15 protein-coding genes are annotated in these 17,272 nt (G+C 68.6%); 11 read left to right on the top strand and 4 right to left on the bottom strand.

All coding sequences use genetic code 11. The features are described 5' to 3' along the window. The first annotated feature begins 68 nt into the window (after positions 1-68). The 3 genes from J2126_RS09690 to J2126_RS09680 are packed head-to-tail and all read left to right on the top strand — an operon-like array spanning position 69 to position 3,187. Positions 69-1,259 (top strand): efflux RND transporter periplasmic adaptor subunit, encoded by a 1,191-nt coding sequence (locus J2126_RS09690; protein ID WP_209486179.1) that lies wholly within the window; start codon positions 69-71, stop codon positions 1,257-1,259. A gap of 18 nt (positions 1,260-1,277) precedes the next feature. Then, positions 1,278-2,423 carry an ABC transporter permease gene (locus J2126_RS09685; protein WP_209486177.1) on the top strand — a complete coding sequence of 382 codons (1,146 nt, stop codon included), beginning with the start codon at positions 1,278-1,280 and terminating at the stop codon, positions 2,421-2,423. Next, a complete protein-coding gene (locus tag J2126_RS09680; protein ID WP_209486176.1) occupies positions 2,420-3,187 on the top strand; it encodes an ABC transporter ATP-binding protein in 768 nt (255 codons plus the stop codon). Before J2126_RS09685 ends, J2126_RS09680 begins: the two co-directional genes overlap by 4 nt. Before the next feature lie 157 nt (positions 3,188-3,344). On the opposite strand, the gene J2126_RS09675 is transcribed toward J2126_RS09680, so the two are convergent. Beyond that, positions 3,345-3,893: a MarR family winged helix-turn-helix transcriptional regulator gene (locus J2126_RS09675; protein ID WP_245327262.1), complete on the bottom strand. Its 549-nt coding sequence runs from the start codon at positions 3,891-3,893 to the stop codon at positions 3,345-3,347. Between the two features lie 186 nt (positions 3,894-4,079). Here J2126_RS09675 and J2126_RS09670 point away from each other — a divergent pair, with 186 nt between their 5' ends. The 4 genes from J2126_RS09670 to J2126_RS09655 are packed head-to-tail and all read left to right on the top strand — an operon-like array spanning position 4,080 to position 7,887. Beyond that, positions 4,080-4,592 carry a flavin reductase family protein gene (locus J2126_RS09670; RefSeq protein WP_209486172.1) on the top strand — a complete coding sequence of 171 codons (513 nt, stop codon included), beginning with the start codon at positions 4,080-4,082 and terminating at the stop codon, positions 4,590-4,592. 21 nt (positions 4,593-4,613) lie between these two features. Then, positions 4,614-6,101 (top strand): 4-hydroxyphenylacetate 3-hydroxylase family protein, encoded by a 1,488-nt coding sequence (locus J2126_RS09665; RefSeq protein WP_209486169.1) that lies wholly within the window; start codon positions 4,614-4,616, stop codon positions 6,099-6,101. 35 nt (positions 6,102-6,136) lie between these two features. Next, positions 6,137-6,517, top strand: a complete 381-nt coding sequence (locus tag J2126_RS09660) for a cupin domain-containing protein (RefSeq protein ID WP_209486167.1) — start codon at positions 6,137-6,139, stop codon at positions 6,515-6,517. 23 nt (positions 6,518-6,540) lie between these two features. After that, the gene (locus tag J2126_RS09655; RefSeq protein WP_209486165.1) at positions 6,541-7,887 is read left to right on the top strand and encodes an amidase; all 1,347 of its coding nucleotides are present in this window, start codon (positions 6,541-6,543) and stop codon (positions 7,885-7,887) included. A 7-nt stretch (positions 7,888-7,894) separates the two neighbouring features. On the opposite strand, the gene J2126_RS09650 is transcribed toward J2126_RS09655, so the two are convergent. Both J2126_RS09650 and J2126_RS09645 read right to left on the bottom strand, forming a co-directional pair. Next, positions 7,895-9,280 carry a sensor histidine kinase gene (locus J2126_RS09650; protein ID WP_209486163.1) on the bottom strand — a complete coding sequence of 462 codons (1,386 nt, stop codon included), beginning with the start codon at positions 9,278-9,280 and terminating at the stop codon, positions 7,895-7,897. Next, entirely contained in the window at positions 9,264-9,980 is a 717-nt protein-coding gene (locus J2126_RS09645) for a response regulator (RefSeq protein WP_209486161.1), read from the bottom strand. Before J2126_RS09645 ends, J2126_RS09650 begins: the two co-directional genes overlap by 17 nt. A gap of 185 nt (positions 9,981-10,165) precedes the next feature. Here J2126_RS09645 and J2126_RS09640 point away from each other — a divergent pair, with 185 nt between their 5' ends. Together J2126_RS09640 and J2126_RS09635 are read left to right on the top strand one after the other, a co-directional pair. Continuing rightward, positions 10,166-10,483 (top strand): hypothetical protein, encoded by a 318-nt coding sequence (locus tag J2126_RS09640; RefSeq protein WP_209486160.1) that lies wholly within the window; start codon positions 10,166-10,168, stop codon positions 10,481-10,483. 417 nt (positions 10,484-10,900) lie between these two features. Continuing rightward, positions 10,901-11,275, top strand: coding sequence for a hypothetical protein (locus tag J2126_RS09635; RefSeq protein WP_209486158.1), 375 nt, complete (start codon positions 10,901-10,903; stop codon positions 11,273-11,275). Positions 11,276-11,336: 61 nt separating this feature from the next. Here J2126_RS09635 and J2126_RS09630 read toward each other — a convergent pair whose 3' ends face one another. Next, complete coding sequence (locus J2126_RS09630; RefSeq protein ID WP_209486156.1) at positions 11,337-15,032, bottom strand: hydantoinase B/oxoprolinase family protein; 3,696 nt, start codon at positions 15,030-15,032, stop codon at positions 11,337-11,339. Positions 15,033-15,377: 345 nt separating this feature from the next. Here J2126_RS09630 and J2126_RS09625 point away from each other — a divergent pair, with 345 nt between their 5' ends. Then, on the top strand, positions 15,378-15,923 hold the full coding sequence (locus tag J2126_RS09625) for a TRAP transporter small permease (RefSeq protein WP_209486154.1): 546 nt from the start codon (positions 15,378-15,380) through the stop codon (positions 15,921-15,923). A gap of 4 nt (positions 15,924-15,927) precedes the next feature. Next, on the top strand, positions 15,928-17,235 hold the full coding sequence (locus tag J2126_RS09620) for a TRAP transporter large permease (RefSeq protein ID WP_209486151.1): 1,308 nt from the start codon (positions 15,928-15,930) through the stop codon (positions 17,233-17,235). The last annotated feature ends 37 nt before the right edge of the window (positions 17,236-17,272 follow it).

Here is a 17,272-nt window from a genome sequence, read left to right as displayed (position 1 = left end):
ATTCACTTTTCCACCGCCTTCGCCCGTCCCCGCCATCGGGGCGCGATCTCCCGCAGCGGGTCCCGGCCATGAAGCCGGAGCGCGTCCAGCCCGTTCATCTCAAGCCCGACCATTCGGCCGGGTGGCGGCGCTTCGCCGTGGTCATGGTGCTCGCCCTCGCGGCGGGCGGCGCCGGATTCTGGTGGTACGTGCTGCCGACGCCGGTGGCGTACCACGAGGTGCGGCTTCGCATGATGAGCCTCGAGATCAACGGCCCCGGCCTTCTCGACGCCATCAACCGCGTGACCGTGACGAGCCGCATCCAGGGCTTCCTGAAATCCATCGAGGCCGACCGCAACGACACGGTGAAGCGCGGCCAGGTGCTGGCCCGGCTCGAATCCGTCGACCTGCAGAACCAGCTCGCCGCGGCCCAGGCGGAGGCGAGCGCCGCCGGGCGCGGGGTGAGCGAGGCCGAGGCCGACCGCGCCCGCGCGCAGGCCATGCTCGACAAGACGAAGATCGAATATGAGCGCCGCGCCACGCTGGTGAAGCTCAATGCCGCCTCCCAGGCGGAGCTGACCACCACGGAGGCCGCCTTCAAGCAGGCCGAGGCGGACATGGCCCGCGCCGAGGCCGGCATCGAGCGGGCGCGGGCGCAGGTGCTCTCCCAGCAGGCCAATGTGAAGGTGCTGGAGGCGCGCCTGGGCGAGGCCACCATCAGCGCCCCCCTCGACGGCGTGGTCATCTCCCGCGAGCGCAATCCCGGCGACCTGCTACTGCCGGGCGCCAACCTGATGCAGGTGGTGGAGCTGTCCACCATCATCATCTCCGCCCGCTTCGACGAATCCGCCCGCGCCACCATCAAGGCCGGCCAGCCGGCGCGCATCACCTTCGCCGCCGATCCCGGGCGGGTGTGGAACGGCAAGGTGCTGCGCCTGTCCCGGCAGGTGGACCAGGAGACCCGCGAGTTCACCGCCGACATCACCCTCGATTCCCTGCCCGACAGCTGGGCCATGGGCCAGCGCGCCAATGTGGCGGTTGAGGCGCAGTCTCCCGAGCAGGTCATCGGCATTCCGGAATCGCTGGTGATCCGCCGCGACGGGCGGGCCGGCGTGTGGCTGGCGCAGCGCGGCCGCGCCACCTGGACGCCGGTGACGCTCGGCTACATCAGCGGCTCCAACGTGGTGGTGACGCGCGGGCTGAAGGAGGGCGACGCCGTGCTGGCCCCCGCCGGACGCTATGCCTTCCAGCCGGTCACCCTCGGCACCAAGCTGCCCTGAGGGCCGGGGAGCTGCACCATGAACATCGCTCTTCGGGACATGCGCTTCTCCGCTTTGCGCTTCGCGCTGACGGCGGTGGGCATCGGCATGCTGCTCGGCGCCACCATGGGGATGATCGGCCTTTATCGCGGCATCGTCCACGAGGCGCTGCTCATCATCAACGACATCGGCGCCGACCTCTGGGTGGTGGAGGGCGGACGCTCCGGCCCCTTCGCCGAGACCTCGGCCGTGCCGGCCAATCTCGACCGGCGGGTGGAGGGCGTGCCGGGTGTGGATTCCACCCGCCGCTTCATCCAGTACAATCAGCAATACACGATCGACGGCAAGCCGGTCCGCCTCGCCGTGACCGGGGTGGATTATCCGAAGGATTCCGGCGCGTGGATTCCGCTCATCGACGGGCGCGCCTTCCGCTCCACCCGCTACGAGGCCATCGCCGACCAGTCCACCGGCCTGCTGGTGGGCGATGTGATCCGCCTCGGCCATGACGATTACACGGTCGTGGGCCTCACCAAGGGCCAGGTGGACATGGGCGGCGACGGCATGTTCTTCGTCACCATTCCCGATGCGCAATCCATCAACCGCGTGCTGCCCTCCGAGGCTGTGCTGCTGAACCGCCTCGCCAAGGGCCGCTCGCGCATGGGCATGGGCGATGGCGGCTCCGTCGCCGCCGTGATGGTGGAACTGAAGCCCAATGCCGATGCGAGCGAGGTGCAGCGCCGCATCAAGGCGTGGGGCGACGTGGAGGTGCTGACCCAGCAGGAGGAGCGCGACATGCTGCTGAACGGGCGCCTGTGGCGGCTCAGGGTGCAGATCCTCGCCTTCACCGCCATGACGCTGCTGGTGGCCGGCTCCATCATCGCGCTGACGATCTACATGCTGACGCTGGAGAAGATCAACCAGATCGCGCTTCTGAAGCTCATCGGCGCGCGGGACAGGGTCATCATCGGCCTCATCGTGCAGCAGGCGCTGTGGATCGGGGTGCTGGGCTATTCGGTGGCCCTCGCCATCTCCTTCACCCTCTATCCCAACTTCCCGCGCACGGTGCTGCTGCTGCCGGACGACCTCGCCTGGATCGCCTTCTCGCTCCTCCTCATCAGCCTGTTCGCGAGCTGGTTCGCCATCCGCCGCGCCATGCGCGTGCGGGCGCAGGAGGTGCTGGCATGAGCGCGCTCGCCGGGCCGGACCCGGTGCCCGCGCTTCCCGTTGCGCCCGCCTCGCCCGATGCGGTGATGGAGGTGCGTGGCGCCAGCAAGATCTATCTCGCCGGCCCCAATGCGGTGGCCGCGCTCTCCGACATGACGCTGGCGCTGAACGCCGGGGAGCTGACCGGCATCGTCGGCCCCTCCGGCTCGGGCAAGACCACCTTCCTGATGATCGCGGGCCTGCTGGAGCCGCCCTCCACCGGCACGGTCTACTTCCGCGGCCGGCCCATCGCCGATCCGCAGACGAAGCTCAACAGCCTGCGCGACTTCCGCCGCACCCATGTGGGCTTCATCTTCCAGAAGGCGAACCTCATTCCCTTCCTCACGGCGGTGGAGAACGTCCAGATCGCGCTGGAGATCAACGACGTGCGGCCGAAGCTGGCGCGCGAGCGGGCGCGGGAACTCCTCGCGCAGTTCGGGCTCGGCCACCGCGAGGACAATTATCCCACCCAGCTCTCCGGCGGCGAGCAGCAGCGCGTCTCCATTGCCCGCGCGCTGGCCAACGATCCGGTGCTGCTGCTGGCCGACGAGCCCACGGCGGCGCTCGACGGCACGCGCGGCCGGCAGGTGATGCAGGTGTTCCGGGCGCTCGCCGACGAGCGGCGGGTGGCGGTGGGGGTGGTCACCCACGACCCGCGCTGGTCGGACATCTTCGACCGCATCGTGGAGATGAGCGACGGCCGCATGGTGTCGGAGCGGGCCGGGGGCGTGGCGGGGCATTTGTAGGGGGCGGCGCGGTCATCTTTACCGCAGGAGTGCCGTCATCCCCGGCTTGTCCGGGGGATCCACGGTGTGGCCGGGCAGGGTCCTGGAGCGCGCCCAGCCAGCTGGGGGCCGGGTGGATGCCCCGGACAAGCCGGGGCATGACGGCTGTCAGGCCCCCTCACACCAGCGGCGAAACCTGTTCGCGGGCGGTCTCGATCCTGCCGTCCGGGGCGAGATAGTCGATCAGCTTGAGGGTGCGCTCGCCAGTGCCGGCGAGCTTGGCGATGATGGAGCGCATGGCCCGGAATTCGCTCGCCGAGAGCGGGCCGAACAGGGTGTCGTTGGCCGGCGCCTGCACCCGCGTCAGCTCGGCGAGGCGCTGCTCGGCCTCGTTGGTGACGGTGAGCAGCACGCGGCGGCGGTCGCTGGGGTTGGTGGCCTTGCTCACGAGGCCGGCGGCGACCAGCTTGTTGACCTCGATGGTGACGAAGGCGCCGGACAGATGCAGGTGCTCTGCGAGGGTGGCGACGCCCAGCTCGGGCATCTTGCCGGCGAGCCGGGCGATGGACATCAGGATCGTATATTGCGTGCCCGACAGGCCGATGAGGCCGCCGAGGCGATTGCGCACCTCCTGGATGGCCGCCGCGAACGCCAGCATGTCGTGCACCAGTTCGCGGAACTCGGTGTCCGATCCGTCGACCAGCAAGGCGGCGCGGGACGCCGTCAAGGGCAATGGCCTTCTGCCCCGCCCGTTCTTCGTTTGAGGCATGGAACGTCTGCTCCCGCGCGCCGTGGACCCTCCCCCTGCAGAAGGGCGGCACGCTGAATGTTTTTAGCCGGGCAGAGGGCTTGACGTCCATCACCCATTTGATAATAGCTTTATTACAAAGCTATCTAGTGCGGACATTGCCCCATGTCTTCGCCGTCCCTCCCCGACCCCGCCGTGTTCGATCCGCGCGCCTTCCGCCAGACGCTGGGGGCGTTCGCGACCGGCATCGCCGTCGTGGCGGCGGAGGCGGGTGACGGCAGCCTCGTCGGCATGACCATGAGTTCGTTCAACTCGGTCTCGCTCGACCCGCCCCTCGTGCTGTTTTCCGTGGCCCGCACGGCGCTTTCGCTTCCGGCCTTGCGCACCGCGGCGGCCTACGGCATCTCCGTTCTCGCCCACGACCAGCAGGACCTGTCCGGCCGCTTTGCCCGCGCCCAGGGCGAGAAGTGGGCGGGCGTCGATCACCTGCGCGGCCATGGCGGGGCGCCGCTCCTCGCCGGGGCGGCCGCGCATCTGGAATGCGTGCCCCACGCCATCCACGACGGGGGCGATCACGAAGTTTTCATCGCCCGCGTCGTCGCCCATCGCTCGGCCGCGGCCGAGCCGCTTATCTTCCATGCCGGACGCTACCGCACGCTCGCGGCCGTTGCCGGCTGAACCGAACTTGAGGACCCAGCCATGATCAAGACCGGTGCCGAGCACATCCAGAGCCTGAGGGACGGCCGCGAGATTTTTATCGACGGCGAAACGGTGGGCGATGCCACCACCCACCACGCCTTCCGCCGGTCCATCGCCTCCGTCGGGAAGATGTTCGACTTCCACAGCGCCCCGGAAAACCGGGAGCTGATGACCTTCGAGACCGACACAGGGACCCGCGCCAACCGCATCTGGCAGCTGCCCACCAGCTATGAGGATCTGAAGACGCGCCGGCGCGGCCTCGAGGCCTGGACCGAGCTGCACGGCGGCTTCCTCGGCCGCGCGCCGGATCACGTCGCCTCCTGCATCTCCGGCATGTACATGGGCGTCGACCAGTTCGAGCTGTACGATCCGGCCCGTGCCCGCGCGCTGGCGGACTATTACCGCTACGCCCGCGATAATGATCTTTATCTCACCTACGTCATCATCAACCCGCAGGCCGACCGCTCCAAGAACGCGGCCGAGCAGGCCGACCCCTTCCTCTCCGCTGCCATCGTGGACGAGGACACCTCCGGCATCACCGTGCGCGGCGCCAAGATGCTGGCCACCGGCGGCATCATGGCCAACGAGGTGTTCGTCACCTGCATCCAGCCGCTGCAGAAGGGCGAGGAGCCCTATGCGCTCTCCTTCTGCATCCCGATGAATGCGAAGGGCCTGAAGATCCTCTCCCGCAAGTCCTACGAGGCGGGCGCGCCCAGCGTGTTCGACAACCCGCTGTCGAGCCGCTTCGACGAGAATGACGCGGTGCTCTATTTCGACGACGTGAAGGTGCCGTGGGACCGCATCTTCATCGCCCGCGATGTCGCCATGACGAACAAGCAGTTCCACGCGACGCCGGCGCACGTCTACCAGAACTACCAGGCGCAGATCCGCCTCTCGGTGAAGCTGAAGTTCCTGCTCGGCATCGCCCGCCGCATCACCGAGGTGAACGGCACCACCAACTTCCCGCAGGTGCGCGAGACGCTCGGCCAGCTCGCCGCCGAGGCCGGCATGGTGGACGCCTTCGTCGCCGCCATGGAGGCCAAGGGCAGCTATTACGGCCCCTATTTCGTGCCCGACCGGCACACGCTCTACGCCGCGCAGACGCTGGCCCAGCAGCTCTACGGCAAGTTCATCACCACTTTGCGCGAGCTGGCCGGCGGCGGCATGATCATGCTGCCCTCATCGGTGCACGACTATGAGAATACCGAAGTCGCGCGCCTCATCGGCAAGACCCAGCAGTCGCCGGCCGCGACCGCCGAGGAGAAGGTGAAGTTCTACAAGCTCGCCTGGGACGCGGTGGGCTCTGAATTCGCCTCGCGCCACACCCAGTACGAGATGTTCTATGCGGGCGCCTCCTTCGTGGTGAAGGGCCACTCCTTCCGCACCTATGACTGGGCGGGCGCGGAGAAGATGCTCAACGACATGCTCGCCTCCTACGCCCTCTCCGACGAGGTGAAGCCCTTCGCCGCTGCCCGCGCGGCCGAGTGATCCCTTTCCACCGATACACAGCGAAGACCACAGCCATGGCGATCAACAAGATCCACGACGAGTTCCACACGCTCGACCTGACGACCGGCTGGGAAGTGCCCCCCGGCTATCCCGCCGGCATCCAGCAGAAGATCCTCGCCGGTGCCCTCGACGAGGAGAACCGCGCCGGCTCGCGCTCGCGGCTGTTGAAGTTCGAGCCCGGCGTGTTCACCACCAAGCCGTTCGTGCACGAATATTGGGAAGAGGTGTTCCTGGTCTCCGGCGACCTCACCGTCGGCAATGACGACAAGGGCGAGGGCGGCGAGAGCTTTCCCCCCTTCACCTATGCGGTGCGTCCCCCGGGCGCCGTGCATGGGCCGTTCAAGTCGGAAAAGGGCTGCATCCTGTTCGAAATCCATTATTTCGATCCGGCCTGATTCTCTTCTTCGCGGACGCCCCCATGCAGCCCACCCTCGCCGCCCTCGCCGCTGATCTCGCCTCCGGCCGCACCACGGCGCGGGTGCTGGTGGAGGACTGCATCGCACGCATCGACGCTCCGGACGGGGAGGGCTCGCGCGCCTTCGTGCGGGTGAACCGGGAGGCGGCCCGCGCGGCCGCCGATGCGCAGGATATGCTGCGCAAGGCGGGGGCCGCGCCCTCGCCCTTCGCCGGCATCCCCATCGGCATCAAGGACCTGTTCGACGTGGCCGGCGAGGTCACGGCGGCGGGCTCCAAGGTGCTGCGCGATTCACCGCCGGCTCAGGCGGACGCGCCCGCCGTGGCGCGCCTGCGCCGGGCGGGCTTCGTGCTCATCGGCCGCAACACCATGACCGAGTTCGCCTATTCCGGCCTCGGCATGAACCCGCACACGGGCAATCCCGCCGCTCCCTTCGAGCGGGCGACCGGCCCGCGCGTCTCCGGCGGCTCCTCCTCCGGCGGCGCGGTGGCGGTGGCGGACGGCATGGCCCATGCGATCCTCGGCACCGATACCGGCGGATCCTGCCGCATCCCGGCGGCCTTCTGCGGCCTCGTCGGCTTCAAGCCCACGGCGCGCCGCGTGCCCCGCGAGGGCGCCTTCCCGCTCTCCACCACGCTGGATTCCATCGGCCCCATCGCCCGCTCGGTGGCCTGCTGCGCCGCGCTCGACGCCATCCTCTCGGGCGGTGACGCGCCGCTGCCGGCCCGTCCTGTTGCGGGCCTGCGCCTCCTCGTGCCCATCACCGTCGCCCTCGACGGGCTGGACGCGCCGGTGGCCGCCGCCTTCGAGGCGGCGCTGGACCGTCTCGCCAAGGCCGGCGCGCAGATCGTCTCCGCGCCCTTCCCGGAGTTCGGCGAGATCGCCACCCTCAACGCCAAGGGCGGCTTCGCGGCGGCGGAATCCTACGCCGTCCACCGCCGCCTGCTGGCCGAGAAGGGCGAGGCCTACGACCCGCGCGTCTCCGTCCGCGTGCGGCGCGGCTCCGAGCAGTCGGCGGCGGATTATGTGGATCTGGTGGCGGCCCGCGCCGGTCTCGTCGCCCGCGCCGCCGCGCGGCTCGCCGGCTTCGATGCGCTGGCGCTGCCCACCGTCGCCATTGCCCCGCCGCGCATCGCCGATCTCCTCACCGACGACGACGCCTATGGCCGCGCCAACATCATGGCCCTGCGCAACCCCACCCTCATCAACATGATCGACGGCTGCGCCATCTCCTTGCCCCTCACCGGCGAAGGCGGCCTGCCCGCCGGCCTCATGCTCGCTGGCGCGCCGGGGACCGATGCCGCCCTCTTCGCCGTGGCGGCCGGGGTCGAGGCCGCGCTGAAGGACTGAACGCCGCTCAGGCTTTGGGGGCGCCCGGTTTGGGCAGCCGCACGATGAGGCGCGCGCCACCGCCGGGGCGGTCATCGATGGTGACGCTGCCGCCATGCCCCTCGGCGATCTGCCGGACGATGGTGAGGCCGAGCCCGGCGCCGCCGCTGTCGCGGTTGCGCGAGGGCTCCAGCCGGTAGAAGGGCTCGAACACCGTCTCGCGTTCGCCCGCCGGAATGCCCGGCCCGCGATCCTCCACCACGAGGTCCACCGTGTCGCCGCGATCGTGCAGGGAGATATCCGCGCACGTCCCGTAGGTGATGGCGTTGCCGACAAGATTGGCGAGCACGCGGGCGAGCGCCCCGCGATTGCCCTCCACCACCAGCGGCGCCTCGGCCCCGGTGAGCGTGACGGCCGCGCCCTGCGCCCTGCGCGCCTCCCACTCGGCGCGTGCCAGCGCGGCGAGATCCACCGTCTCGCCCGAGGCGGGGGAGAAGGAGGCGCGGGCGAAGGCGAGAGCGTCGTCCACCAGCGCCTGCATTCCATCGAGATCGGCCTGCGCCTTTTCCACCTGATCGCCGGGGGGCATCAGCTCCAGCCGCAGGCGCAGGCGGGTGAGATAGGTGCGCAGATCGTGGCTGATGGCGCCCAGCACCAGGGTGCGCATGCGCACCAGCTCCACGATGCGATCCTGCATGGCGTTCACCGCCCGCACCACCAGCCGCACGTCCGGCGCGCCGCGCTCCTTGACGTGCGATGGCTGGAGCTGGACGCCGAACCGCTCCACCGCCCCCGCGAGATCGGACAGGGGGCGCGTCTCCCGGCGCACCGCGAGGAGCGCGAGGAGCGCCACGAGGAAGCCGAGGATGCCGGCGACGAGCCCCACCGGCAGGCCGAGGAAGCGCACGGTGATGTCGCCGCCGGCGACGATTTCCAGATAATCCCCGCCCGCAAGGCCGATGGCGACGGTGAGGTTCGCGCCGCGCAGGTCGCGCAGGCGATCGACCGGGCGCAGGGGGCGGCTCGAGCCGGTGAGCGCCACGGCGATGAAGCGATCGGGCGGTCCGCCGATGAGCTGCCGCAGCCGGCGCTCGGCGAAGCGGAGCAGACGGGGACTTTCGATTTCCGGCCGCTCCGTCCGGATGGCGGGCTGGAAGCCCGAGGTCGCGACGGCGCGCAAGGCGAGGTCGCGCTCGCCCGGCGGCAGACGCTCCAGAAGCTGAACAAGCGCGGCGACACGCTGCATCGCCGGTACGAAAGCGCTCGGCGCGGCCGCACGCTCGCGCTCCGCCACATAGGCGAGCAGCATCAGCACCTGCACCGCCAACAGGCCCCCGACCACGATCAGCGCCAGCCGCGCGGCAAGGCCGAAGCGGCGGGGGCGCGCGGGCGCGGTCTCAGAGGGGGCGGACATCGACCGTGAGAAGATAGCCGCCATTGCGCACGGTCTTGATGAGGCTGGCCGCGTCGTCGGACACGCCGGAGAGCTTGCGCCGCAGGCGGCTGACGGAGACATCGATGGTGCGGTCGAACGGATCGGCCGAGCGCCCGCGCGTCCAGTCCAGCAACTGGTCGCGGGAGAGCACGCGCTTCGGCCGCTCCAGGAAGCAGGCGAGCAGCTCGAACTCCGCAGAGGTGAGGTCGAGCGCGCCCCCCTCGGCCCCGGCGACGCTGCGCGCATCGAGATCGGCCACGAAGCCGGCGAAGGTGACGCGGCGATTGCGCGGGGTGGCTTCCGCCAGCGCCCCCTCCGCCCGCCGCAGCACGGCGCGGATGCGGGCGAGCAGCTCGCGCGGATTGAACGGCTTCGGCAGATAATCGTCGGCGCCCATCTCCAGCCCGACGATGCGATCCACGTCGTCGCCCTTGGCCGTGAGCATGAGGATGGGCAGTCCGCCCCGCGCCCTGAGGCGGCGGCAGATGGACAGCCCGTCCTCGCCGGGCAGCATGAGGTCGAGGATCACCAGATCCGGCCGCGCGGTGGAAAGGATACGGTCCATGGCGACGCCATCCTCGGCCGCCAGCACGCCATAGCCCTCACGGCCGAGAAAGTCCGAGAGCAGGGCGCGGATCTCGCGGTCGTCCTCGACGATGAGCAGCGTGCGCAGGGCCAAAGCAGTCTCCGGGAAGGGCGCGGGCAGTGTCGCGGAGGGGAGGGGGGCGAGCAATCCCGGCCGATGGCGGGGTTACAAAACGTTACACCACCTCACTCCGGCGATAAGCGGACGCAACGGCGCGCCCTCAGTCTTTCCCCATCGCAATCGGCCGGCCCTTCGGACGGCCCTGCACGGAGGCCACCATGTCCCGCATTGCCCCCCTCGCCGTCGTTCTTTCCGTGTCCGGCTTCACCCTGCTCGCCGGCATCGGCGAGGCCGCCGCTTGGACCCGATCCGGCAGCGTGACCACGCCGCGCGGCACCTATACCGGCGCCGCCGCCGGAAGCTGTGCGGGCGGCACCTGCAGCCGCGCCGCCGTCGCGACCGGCCCTTACGGCGGCAGCGTCTCGCGCACCGGCAGCGTCACCCGCACCGCGCCGGGCAGCTACTCCTATCAGCGCACCACCACCGGCCCCGCTGGCAACAGCGTCACCCGCTCGGGCGCGGTGAGCCGCTACTGAGCGGCGGACCAGATCCGGGCGCCTCGGCGCCCGGGACACCGGGTCGCGGCAATGCCGCCCCTATGCCGCGACCCGGCTGCCGTCCATGCAACTTATAAGCGCGTATGGGTTGCAGATCGCGGCCGCAGACGCGATTTTTCCGCGCCTTGTGGGCAGGCCCCGGAGGGGTCAGCGCTGACTCCTCTCGAACCTCGACCGAACCGACCCGGAAACCGGGGTGGACAGCGCCCGAATCCGCTTTGACTCGTGGCAGTTCAGCTCCGATCGCCTACTCCGGTAGGCACAGGATTGCGTGGAATGCATTTCTGGAATGCGGAAAATAGGCGTGCTGCATCGCAGCAAGTGGTCTATGTTGCGCCACAGCTAAAGCGCACCGAGATCTTGGCCGTGGGCCGCACGGAGCGCAGCGAGGCTGACATGAAGACCATCCTCCTTGCCGGTGCCGCCGGCCTCCTTGCCGCGACCTCCGTGCTCGCGACCGCCCCCGCCTTCGCCGGCGAGACCCTCCCCGCCGAGCGTCAGGCCATCGTGACCTACCTCGGTGGCAAGGCCTCCGCCGTGACCTATTATGTGCGTAATGCCAAGGGTTATCAGGTGGTTACGACCCTCGATGCGGCCGGCGAGCCCGGTGCCGCACCGGCCGTGGTCCGCGTCTCCACCGTGCTCCAGCAGCCCGGCGACGAGCAGACCGTATCCCTGCCTGGCCCCCTCGGCCGCGACGGCACCTCGCTGCGCATCGTCCGCGTGGGCGATGCCATCCAGGTGGAAAAGGTCGGCGCGCTCGCCTACTGACATTTTGCCGCAGTGCAGCAGAAAGGCGCCCGTCCGGGCGCCTTTTTTGTGTCCGGAGTGGCTACCGCCCCCTCAGCTTCGCATCCCCATAGCCACCCCCCGTCGGGGTGACAATGATGACTGCCTCTCCTGCCTCCAATACCTTCTGGTCGCAGCCCTGCAGGATCTCGGTCGAGCCATCCAGCCGCCGCACAAACCCTTCTCCCAATTGACCTTTTTCACCCCCGTCCACGCCGAAGGGATGGACGCGGCGGTGCGAGGAGAGCAGGGCGCAGTCCATCTTCTCCAGGAACCGGATGCGCCGGTACGTCCCCGACCCGGCCTGCCACCGCCCGCGCCCGCCGGAGCCGGGACGGATGTGAAAGTCTTCCAGCAGAACGGGAAACCGCGTTTCCAGCACCTCCGGATCGGTCAGTCGGGAATTGGTCATGTGGACATGCACCGCATCCGTCCCGTCAAAGCCGGGACCGGCCGGCGAGCCGGAGCAGATGGTCTCGTAATACTGGTAGATGTCGTTGCCGAAGGTGAGGTTGTTCATGGTGCCCTGCGAGGCCGACATGGCCTTCAAGGCGCCAAACAGGCAGTTGGTAACCGCTTGGGATGTCTCGACATTTCCCGCCACCACAGCGGCCGGATAGACCGGCGACAGCATGCATCCTTCCGGCACGACAATGCGGATGGGCCGCAGGCACCCCGCATTCATGGGGATCTCGTCCTCCACCATCACCCGGAACACATAGAGCACCGCGGCGCGGGTGACGGGGGCGGGGGCATTGAAATTGGTGGGCTGCTGGGGCGAGGTGCCGGTGAAATCCACCGTCGCTTCGCGCTTCTCCTTGTCCACCGAGATCTTGACCTTGATGACGGTGCCCTGGTCCATCTCATAATGGAAGGAGCAATCATCCAGCCGATCCAGGACACGACGGACGCTTTCGGCAGCATTGTCCTGCACATGACCCATATAGGCTTGAACCACATCGAGGCCGAACGTGTCGATCATCTTCAGAAGTTCACGTACGCCCTTTTCATTGGCCGCAATCTGCGCCTTGAGATCTGCGATATTCTGGACGGGATTACGTACCGGATAGCGGGCGGAGGTGAGCAATTCCAGAAGCGCGGCCTCGCGGAAGGTGCCTTCCGAGACCAGCTTGAAATTGTCGATATAGACGCCCTCTTCCTCGATATGGGTCGCGAGCGGGCTCATGGAGCCGGGGGCGACGCCGCCCACGTCTGCATGGTGTCCGCGGGAGGCGACCCAGAACAGGATGGCCTTGCCGGCATCGTCGAAAACCGGCGTTACCACTGTAATATCAGGCAGATGCGTCCCGCCATTGTAGGGGGCGTTGAGGGCGAAGACGTCGCCGGGGCGGATGTCGCCGGCGTTCTCGCGGATGACGGTTTCCACCGAGCGGTCCATGGATCCGAGGTGGACGGGCATGTGGGGGGCGTTGGCGACGAGATCGCCCTCGGCGGAGAAGACCGCGCAGGAAAAATCCAGTCGTTCCTTGATGTTAACCGAGTAGGCGGTGTTCTGGAGGGTGACCCCCATCTGCTCGGCGATGGACATGAAGAGGTTGTTGAAGACCTCCAGCATCACCGGGTCGGCATGGGTGCCAACCGCTTCTGAACGTTGAAGTTTTTCCGTCCGGGTGAGGATCAGGTGGTTCTTCGCGGAGACCTCCGCCCGCCAGCCCTTCTCCACCACCACCGTCTGGTTCGGCTCGATGACGATAGCCGGACCCTGCAAGCCCATGCCCGGCCTGAAGTTTTCCCGCTTCACCACCGGCGCGTCATGCCATGCGCCGCGGGCGAAGAAGCGGGTATTGACGGTATCATAAGGGGTATCGGACTCGATCGGCAGGTCAGGCTCGGCGATTCCCGCGCCGCCGCCGGCGGAAATCACCTCAAGCGCTTCCACCACAATGGTTTTTTCCGGGGACACGAAGCCGAACTGGGCGCGGTGCTTGGCCTCGAACTCGGCGGTCATCGCCGCGATATCGGCGAGTTGAACCGGGATTGCGGTATCGGTTCCACCGTATCTCAGGTGGGCTTTGGCATCTGTCAGGATCGCATCGGTTCGAATGCCCTGAGCGGCGAGCTCGGCGCCGGTCGCGGCGGCAAGTTCCGCCTTCAGCTCAACCAGGCCGGGAACGAGGGTTGCAGTCATCTCCTCCCCCACCGCGCGGGTGCGCTGGGCGCGGACGGAGGCGAGGCCCATGCCATAGGCGGAGAGGAGGCCGGAGAAGGGGTGCAGCAGCACCGTGGTCATGCCCAGCGCGTCGGCGACGAGGCAGGCGTGCTGGCCGCCGGCGCCACCGAAGCAGTTCAGGGCATAGCGGGTCACGTCATAGCCGCGCTCGACGGAGATCTTCTTGATGGCGTTGGCCATGTTCTCCACGGCGATGGTGACGAAGCCGTCCGCCACCTCCTCGGGGGTGCGGCCGCCGCCGATCTCGGCGGCCAGCGCCGAGAACTTCTGCCGCACCACCTCGGCATCGAGGGGCTGGTCCTGGGCCGGGCCGAAGATCTTCGGGAAGTAGTCCGGGATCAGCTTGCCCAGCATCACGTTGGCATCGGTGACGGCCAGCGGCCCACCGCGGCGATAGCAGGCGGGTCCGGGATTGGCCCCGGCGGAATCCGGGCCGACGCGGAAGCGCGCGCCGTCGTAATGCAGGATGGAGCCGCCGCCCGCCGCCACCGTGTGGATGCGCATCATGGGCGCGCGGATGCGCACGCCGGCGACCTCGGTGTCGAAGGCGGTCTCCAGCTCGCCGTCATAGTGGCAGACATCGGTGGAGGTGCCGCCCATGTCGAAGCCGATGATGCGCTCGAAGCCGGCCAGCGCCCCGGTCTCCGCCGCGCCCACCACGCCGCCGGCCGGGCCGGAGAGCAGGGCATCCTTGCCCTGGAACAGGTCGGCGGCGGTGAGGCCGCCCGACGACATCATGAACATCAGGCGGATCGCGCTCTCCGCCTCCTCCGCGCCGCCGGAGAGTTCATCCGCCACCTGCCGCACATAGCGGCGCAGGATGGGGGAGAGATAGGCGTCGGCGACCGTGGTGTCGCCACGCCCCACCAGCTTGATGAGGGGTGAGACCTCGTGGGAGACGGACACCTGCGGGAAGCCCATGTCCCGCGCCAGCGCAGCCACCTGCTGCTCGTGCTCGGGGTAGCGGTAGCCATGCATGAAGACGATGGCGACCGCGACGAGACCGTCCGCCTTCGCCTGCTCCAGCGCGGTGCGGACGGCGGCAAGATCGGGCGCAGCTTCGACGGTGCCGTCGGCGCGCACGCGCTCGTCCACCTCCAGCACGCGCTCGAACAGCATGTCCGGCAGCACGATCTTCTTGGCGAAGATCTTCGGCCGCGCCTGATAGCCGATCTTGAGCGCGTCCCTGAAGCCGCGGGTGGTGACGAGGAGGGTGCGGTCGCCCTTGCGCTCCAGAAGGGCATTGGTGGCGACCGTGGTGCCCATCTTCACGGCAGAGACCAGTCCGGGCGGGATGGCCGCACCGGGGGCAAGGCCCAGCAGTTCGCGGATGCCGTGCACGGCGGCGTCGCGATAGGCCTCGGGATTTTCCGACAGCACCTTGTGCGCGACCAGCGTCCCGTCCGGCCGCCTGCCGACGATATCGGTGAAGGTGCCGCCCCGGTCGATCCAGAATTCCCAGGGGGCGGGAGGGGGCACCAAGGCTGCCGCTTGGCGCTCGGGCGCCCCCGCCGTCCCGCTGCCCAGATCGCCTTCGGTCCCCGTCATTGCCCGTTCTCCCGATCATCGAGCCGCAGCGCTGGCGTCGCCGTGCGCGCTTGTGGCGTGTACCTTGCTTGGGTCGGCTCCAGGCTGCCGCACGGTCAGCCTTCCCGTCCGTTACCCTGCTTCGGGTTCAAGAAGGCCACGCCCGCGTTTTTTCGTCAACGGATCGTTGACATTTTATCGACGTGTCCCAAAAATGCCATCAAACGCCACAGAGCGGGCGGCCCTGCGCCGCGAGAGGGGATCACTGGACATGTTGAAACACCCGCCTCGCACGGGCGTCGCCCCGTCGCGTCCCGCCGCCGGCGCCCGCTCCGGATCGGGCGCCTTCACCACCGGGAGGCGCGCATGATCCGCCGCGCCCTCGACGGGCTCTACCTTGGGGCGGGCTGGCTCGCCGGCCTCTTCATGCTTGCCATCTTCGTGCTGATGATGCTGCTCTCCGTGGGCCGCTTGGTGGCCCTCAACATTCCGGCGGGCGATGATTTCGTCGCCTGGTGCATGGCAGCCAGCGCCTTCCTTGGCCTCGCCCACACCTTCCGGTCGGGAGAGCTGATCCGCGTCGGCCTCATCACGGACCACATCAAGGGCCCGGCCAAGCGGGCGGTGGAGTTGCTCTGCCTCGTCATCGGCGTCGCCTCGGTGGGCTTCTTCGCCTGGAACGCGGTGACGCTCACGTGGGATTCCTACCGCTTCAACGACATCTCGCAGGGCGTCATCGCCATCCCGCTCTGGATTCCCCAGCTCGGCTATTCGGGCGGGCTCGTCATCCTGTTCATCGCCTTCGTGGACGAACTGGTGAACGCGCTGATGGGCGGCAAGCCGCGCTACGAGAAGGAACCTCCGGCCACCGCCGAAGAACTGGTCGAGCGCGCCATGCAGAGCGGAGTGTGATGCCATGGCGATGATCGAGATTTCCGGGCTTCTGCTGCTCCTGCTCATGGCCCTGCTGGCCTGCGGGGTGTGGATCGGCATCGCCCTTCTGGTGGTGGGCTATGTGGGCATGCAGTTCGTCGGGGGCGGCATTCCCGCGGGCGCGGTGCTGGCCACCACCATATGGGGCAATTCCGCCTCCTGGACCCTTGCGGCGCTGCCCCTGTTCGTCTGGATGGGCGAAATCCTGTTCCGCACCCGTTTATCGGAAGAGATGTTCCGGGGCCTTGCGCCCTGGCTCAACTGGCTGCCGGGGCGGCTGATGCACGTGAACGTCATTGCCTGCGGCCTGTTCGGCTCGGTGTCGGGCTCCTCCGCCGCCACCTGCGCCACCGTGGCCAAGATCGCCTTGCCGGAGCTGAAGAAGCGCGGCTACGACGATAATGTCAGCCTCGGTTCGCTCGCCGGCGCCGGCACGCTCGGCATCCTCATCCCGCCGTCCATCACCATGGTGGTGTATGCGGTGGCGGCCAACGTCTCCATCATCCAGGTGTTCCTCGCCGGCTTCCTGCCCGGTTTCCTGGTGATGGCGCTCTATTCCGGCTACATCATCGTCTGGTCGCTGCTGAACCCATCGAAGACGCCGCCGGCCGATCCGCCCCTGCCGTGGCGCGAGAAGATGCGGGAATCGGCCAACCTGATCCCGGTCAGCCTGCTCATCATTTTCGTGTTCGCCTCGCTGCTGTTCGGCTGGGCGACGGCGACCGAATGCGCCGCCTGGGGCGTCGCCGGCTCGCTGGCCATCGCCTGGTGGCAGGGCGCGCTGAACTGGCCCGCCTTCTGGGCCTCGGTGATGGGGGCGACGCGCCTGACCTGCATGATCATGCTGATCCTGGCGGGCGCCTCCTTCATGTCCACTTCCATGGCCTATACGGGCATCCCGGTGGCGCTGGCCGAATGGGTGGATAGCCTCCACCTCTCCCCCTACGCCCTGATCGCCGCGCTCACCGTCATGTACATCGTGCTCGGCACGGCGCTCGACGGCCTGTCCATGATCGTGCTCACCACCTCCGTGGTGATCCCCATGATCAAGACGGCGGGCTTCGATCCGGTCTGGTTCGGCATCTTCCTCGTGCTGGTGGTGGAGATGGCGGAGGTCTCGCCGCCCGTGGGCTTCAACCTGTTCGTGCTGCAGACCATGTCGGGGAAGGATTCCAACACGGTCGCGCTCGCCTCGCTGCCGTTCTTCTTCCTTCTCGTTGCGGCAGTTGCCATCATCACGGTGTTTCCGCAGATCGTCATGATCCTGCCGGACCTCGCCTACGGGAACTGACGGGCACCCGCCCGCCCGGGCCTTTCCGCCCGGGGAG

The sequence above is a fragment of the Xanthobacter flavus genome, from assembly GCF_017875275.1.
Lineage (GTDB): Bacteria > Pseudomonadota > Alphaproteobacteria > Rhizobiales > Xanthobacteraceae > Xanthobacter > Xanthobacter flavus_A.
The sequence above is the reverse complement of the archived record's forward strand: the minus strand, read 5'-3'. Positions and strand labels throughout refer to the sequence as shown.

Bases quoted from the DNA above. Each gene is read 5' to 3' on its own strand.
- J2126_RS09670 (WP_209486172.1), top strand. From the start codon at position 4,080: ATGTCTTCGCCGTCCCTCCCCGACCCCGCCGTGTTCGATCCGCGCGCC.
- J2126_RS09685 (WP_209486177.1), top strand. From the start codon at position 1,278: ATGAACATCGCTCTTCGGGACATGCGCTTCTCCGCTTTGCGCTTCGCG.
- J2126_RS09665 (WP_209486169.1), top strand. From the start codon at position 4,614: ATGATCAAGACCGGTGCCGAGCACATCCAGAGCCTGAGGGACGGCCGC.
- J2126_RS09620 (WP_209486151.1), top strand. From the start codon at position 15,928: ATGGCGATGATCGAGATTTCCGGGCTTCTGCTGCTCCTGCTCATGGCC.
- J2126_RS09625 (WP_209486154.1), top strand. From the start codon at position 15,378: ATGATCCGCCGCGCCCTCGACGGGCTCTACCTTGGGGCGGGCTGGCTC.
- J2126_RS09635 (WP_209486158.1), top strand. From the start codon at position 10,901: ATGAAGACCATCCTCCTTGCCGGTGCCGCCGGCCTCCTTGCCGCGACC.
- J2126_RS09640 (WP_209486160.1), top strand. From the start codon at position 10,166: ATGTCCCGCATTGCCCCCCTCGCCGTCGTTCTTTCCGTGTCCGGCTTC.
- J2126_RS09655 (WP_209486165.1), top strand. From the start codon at position 6,541: ATGCAGCCCACCCTCGCCGCCCTCGCCGCTGATCTCGCCTCCGGCCGC.
- J2126_RS09680 (WP_209486176.1), top strand. From the start codon at position 2,420: ATGAGCGCGCTCGCCGGGCCGGACCCGGTGCCCGCGCTTCCCGTTGCG.
- J2126_RS09630 (WP_209486156.1), bottom strand. From the start codon at position 15,032: ATGACGGGGACCGAAGGCGATCTGGGCAGCGGGACGGCGGGGGCGCCC.
- J2126_RS09690 (WP_209486179.1), top strand. From the start codon at position 69: ATGAAGCCGGAGCGCGTCCAGCCCGTTCATCTCAAGCCCGACCATTCG.
- J2126_RS09650 (WP_209486163.1), bottom strand. From the start codon at position 9,280: ATGTCCGCCCCCTCTGAGACCGCGCCCGCGCGCCCCCGCCGCTTCGGC.
- J2126_RS09660 (WP_209486167.1), top strand. From the start codon at position 6,137: ATGGCGATCAACAAGATCCACGACGAGTTCCACACGCTCGACCTGACG.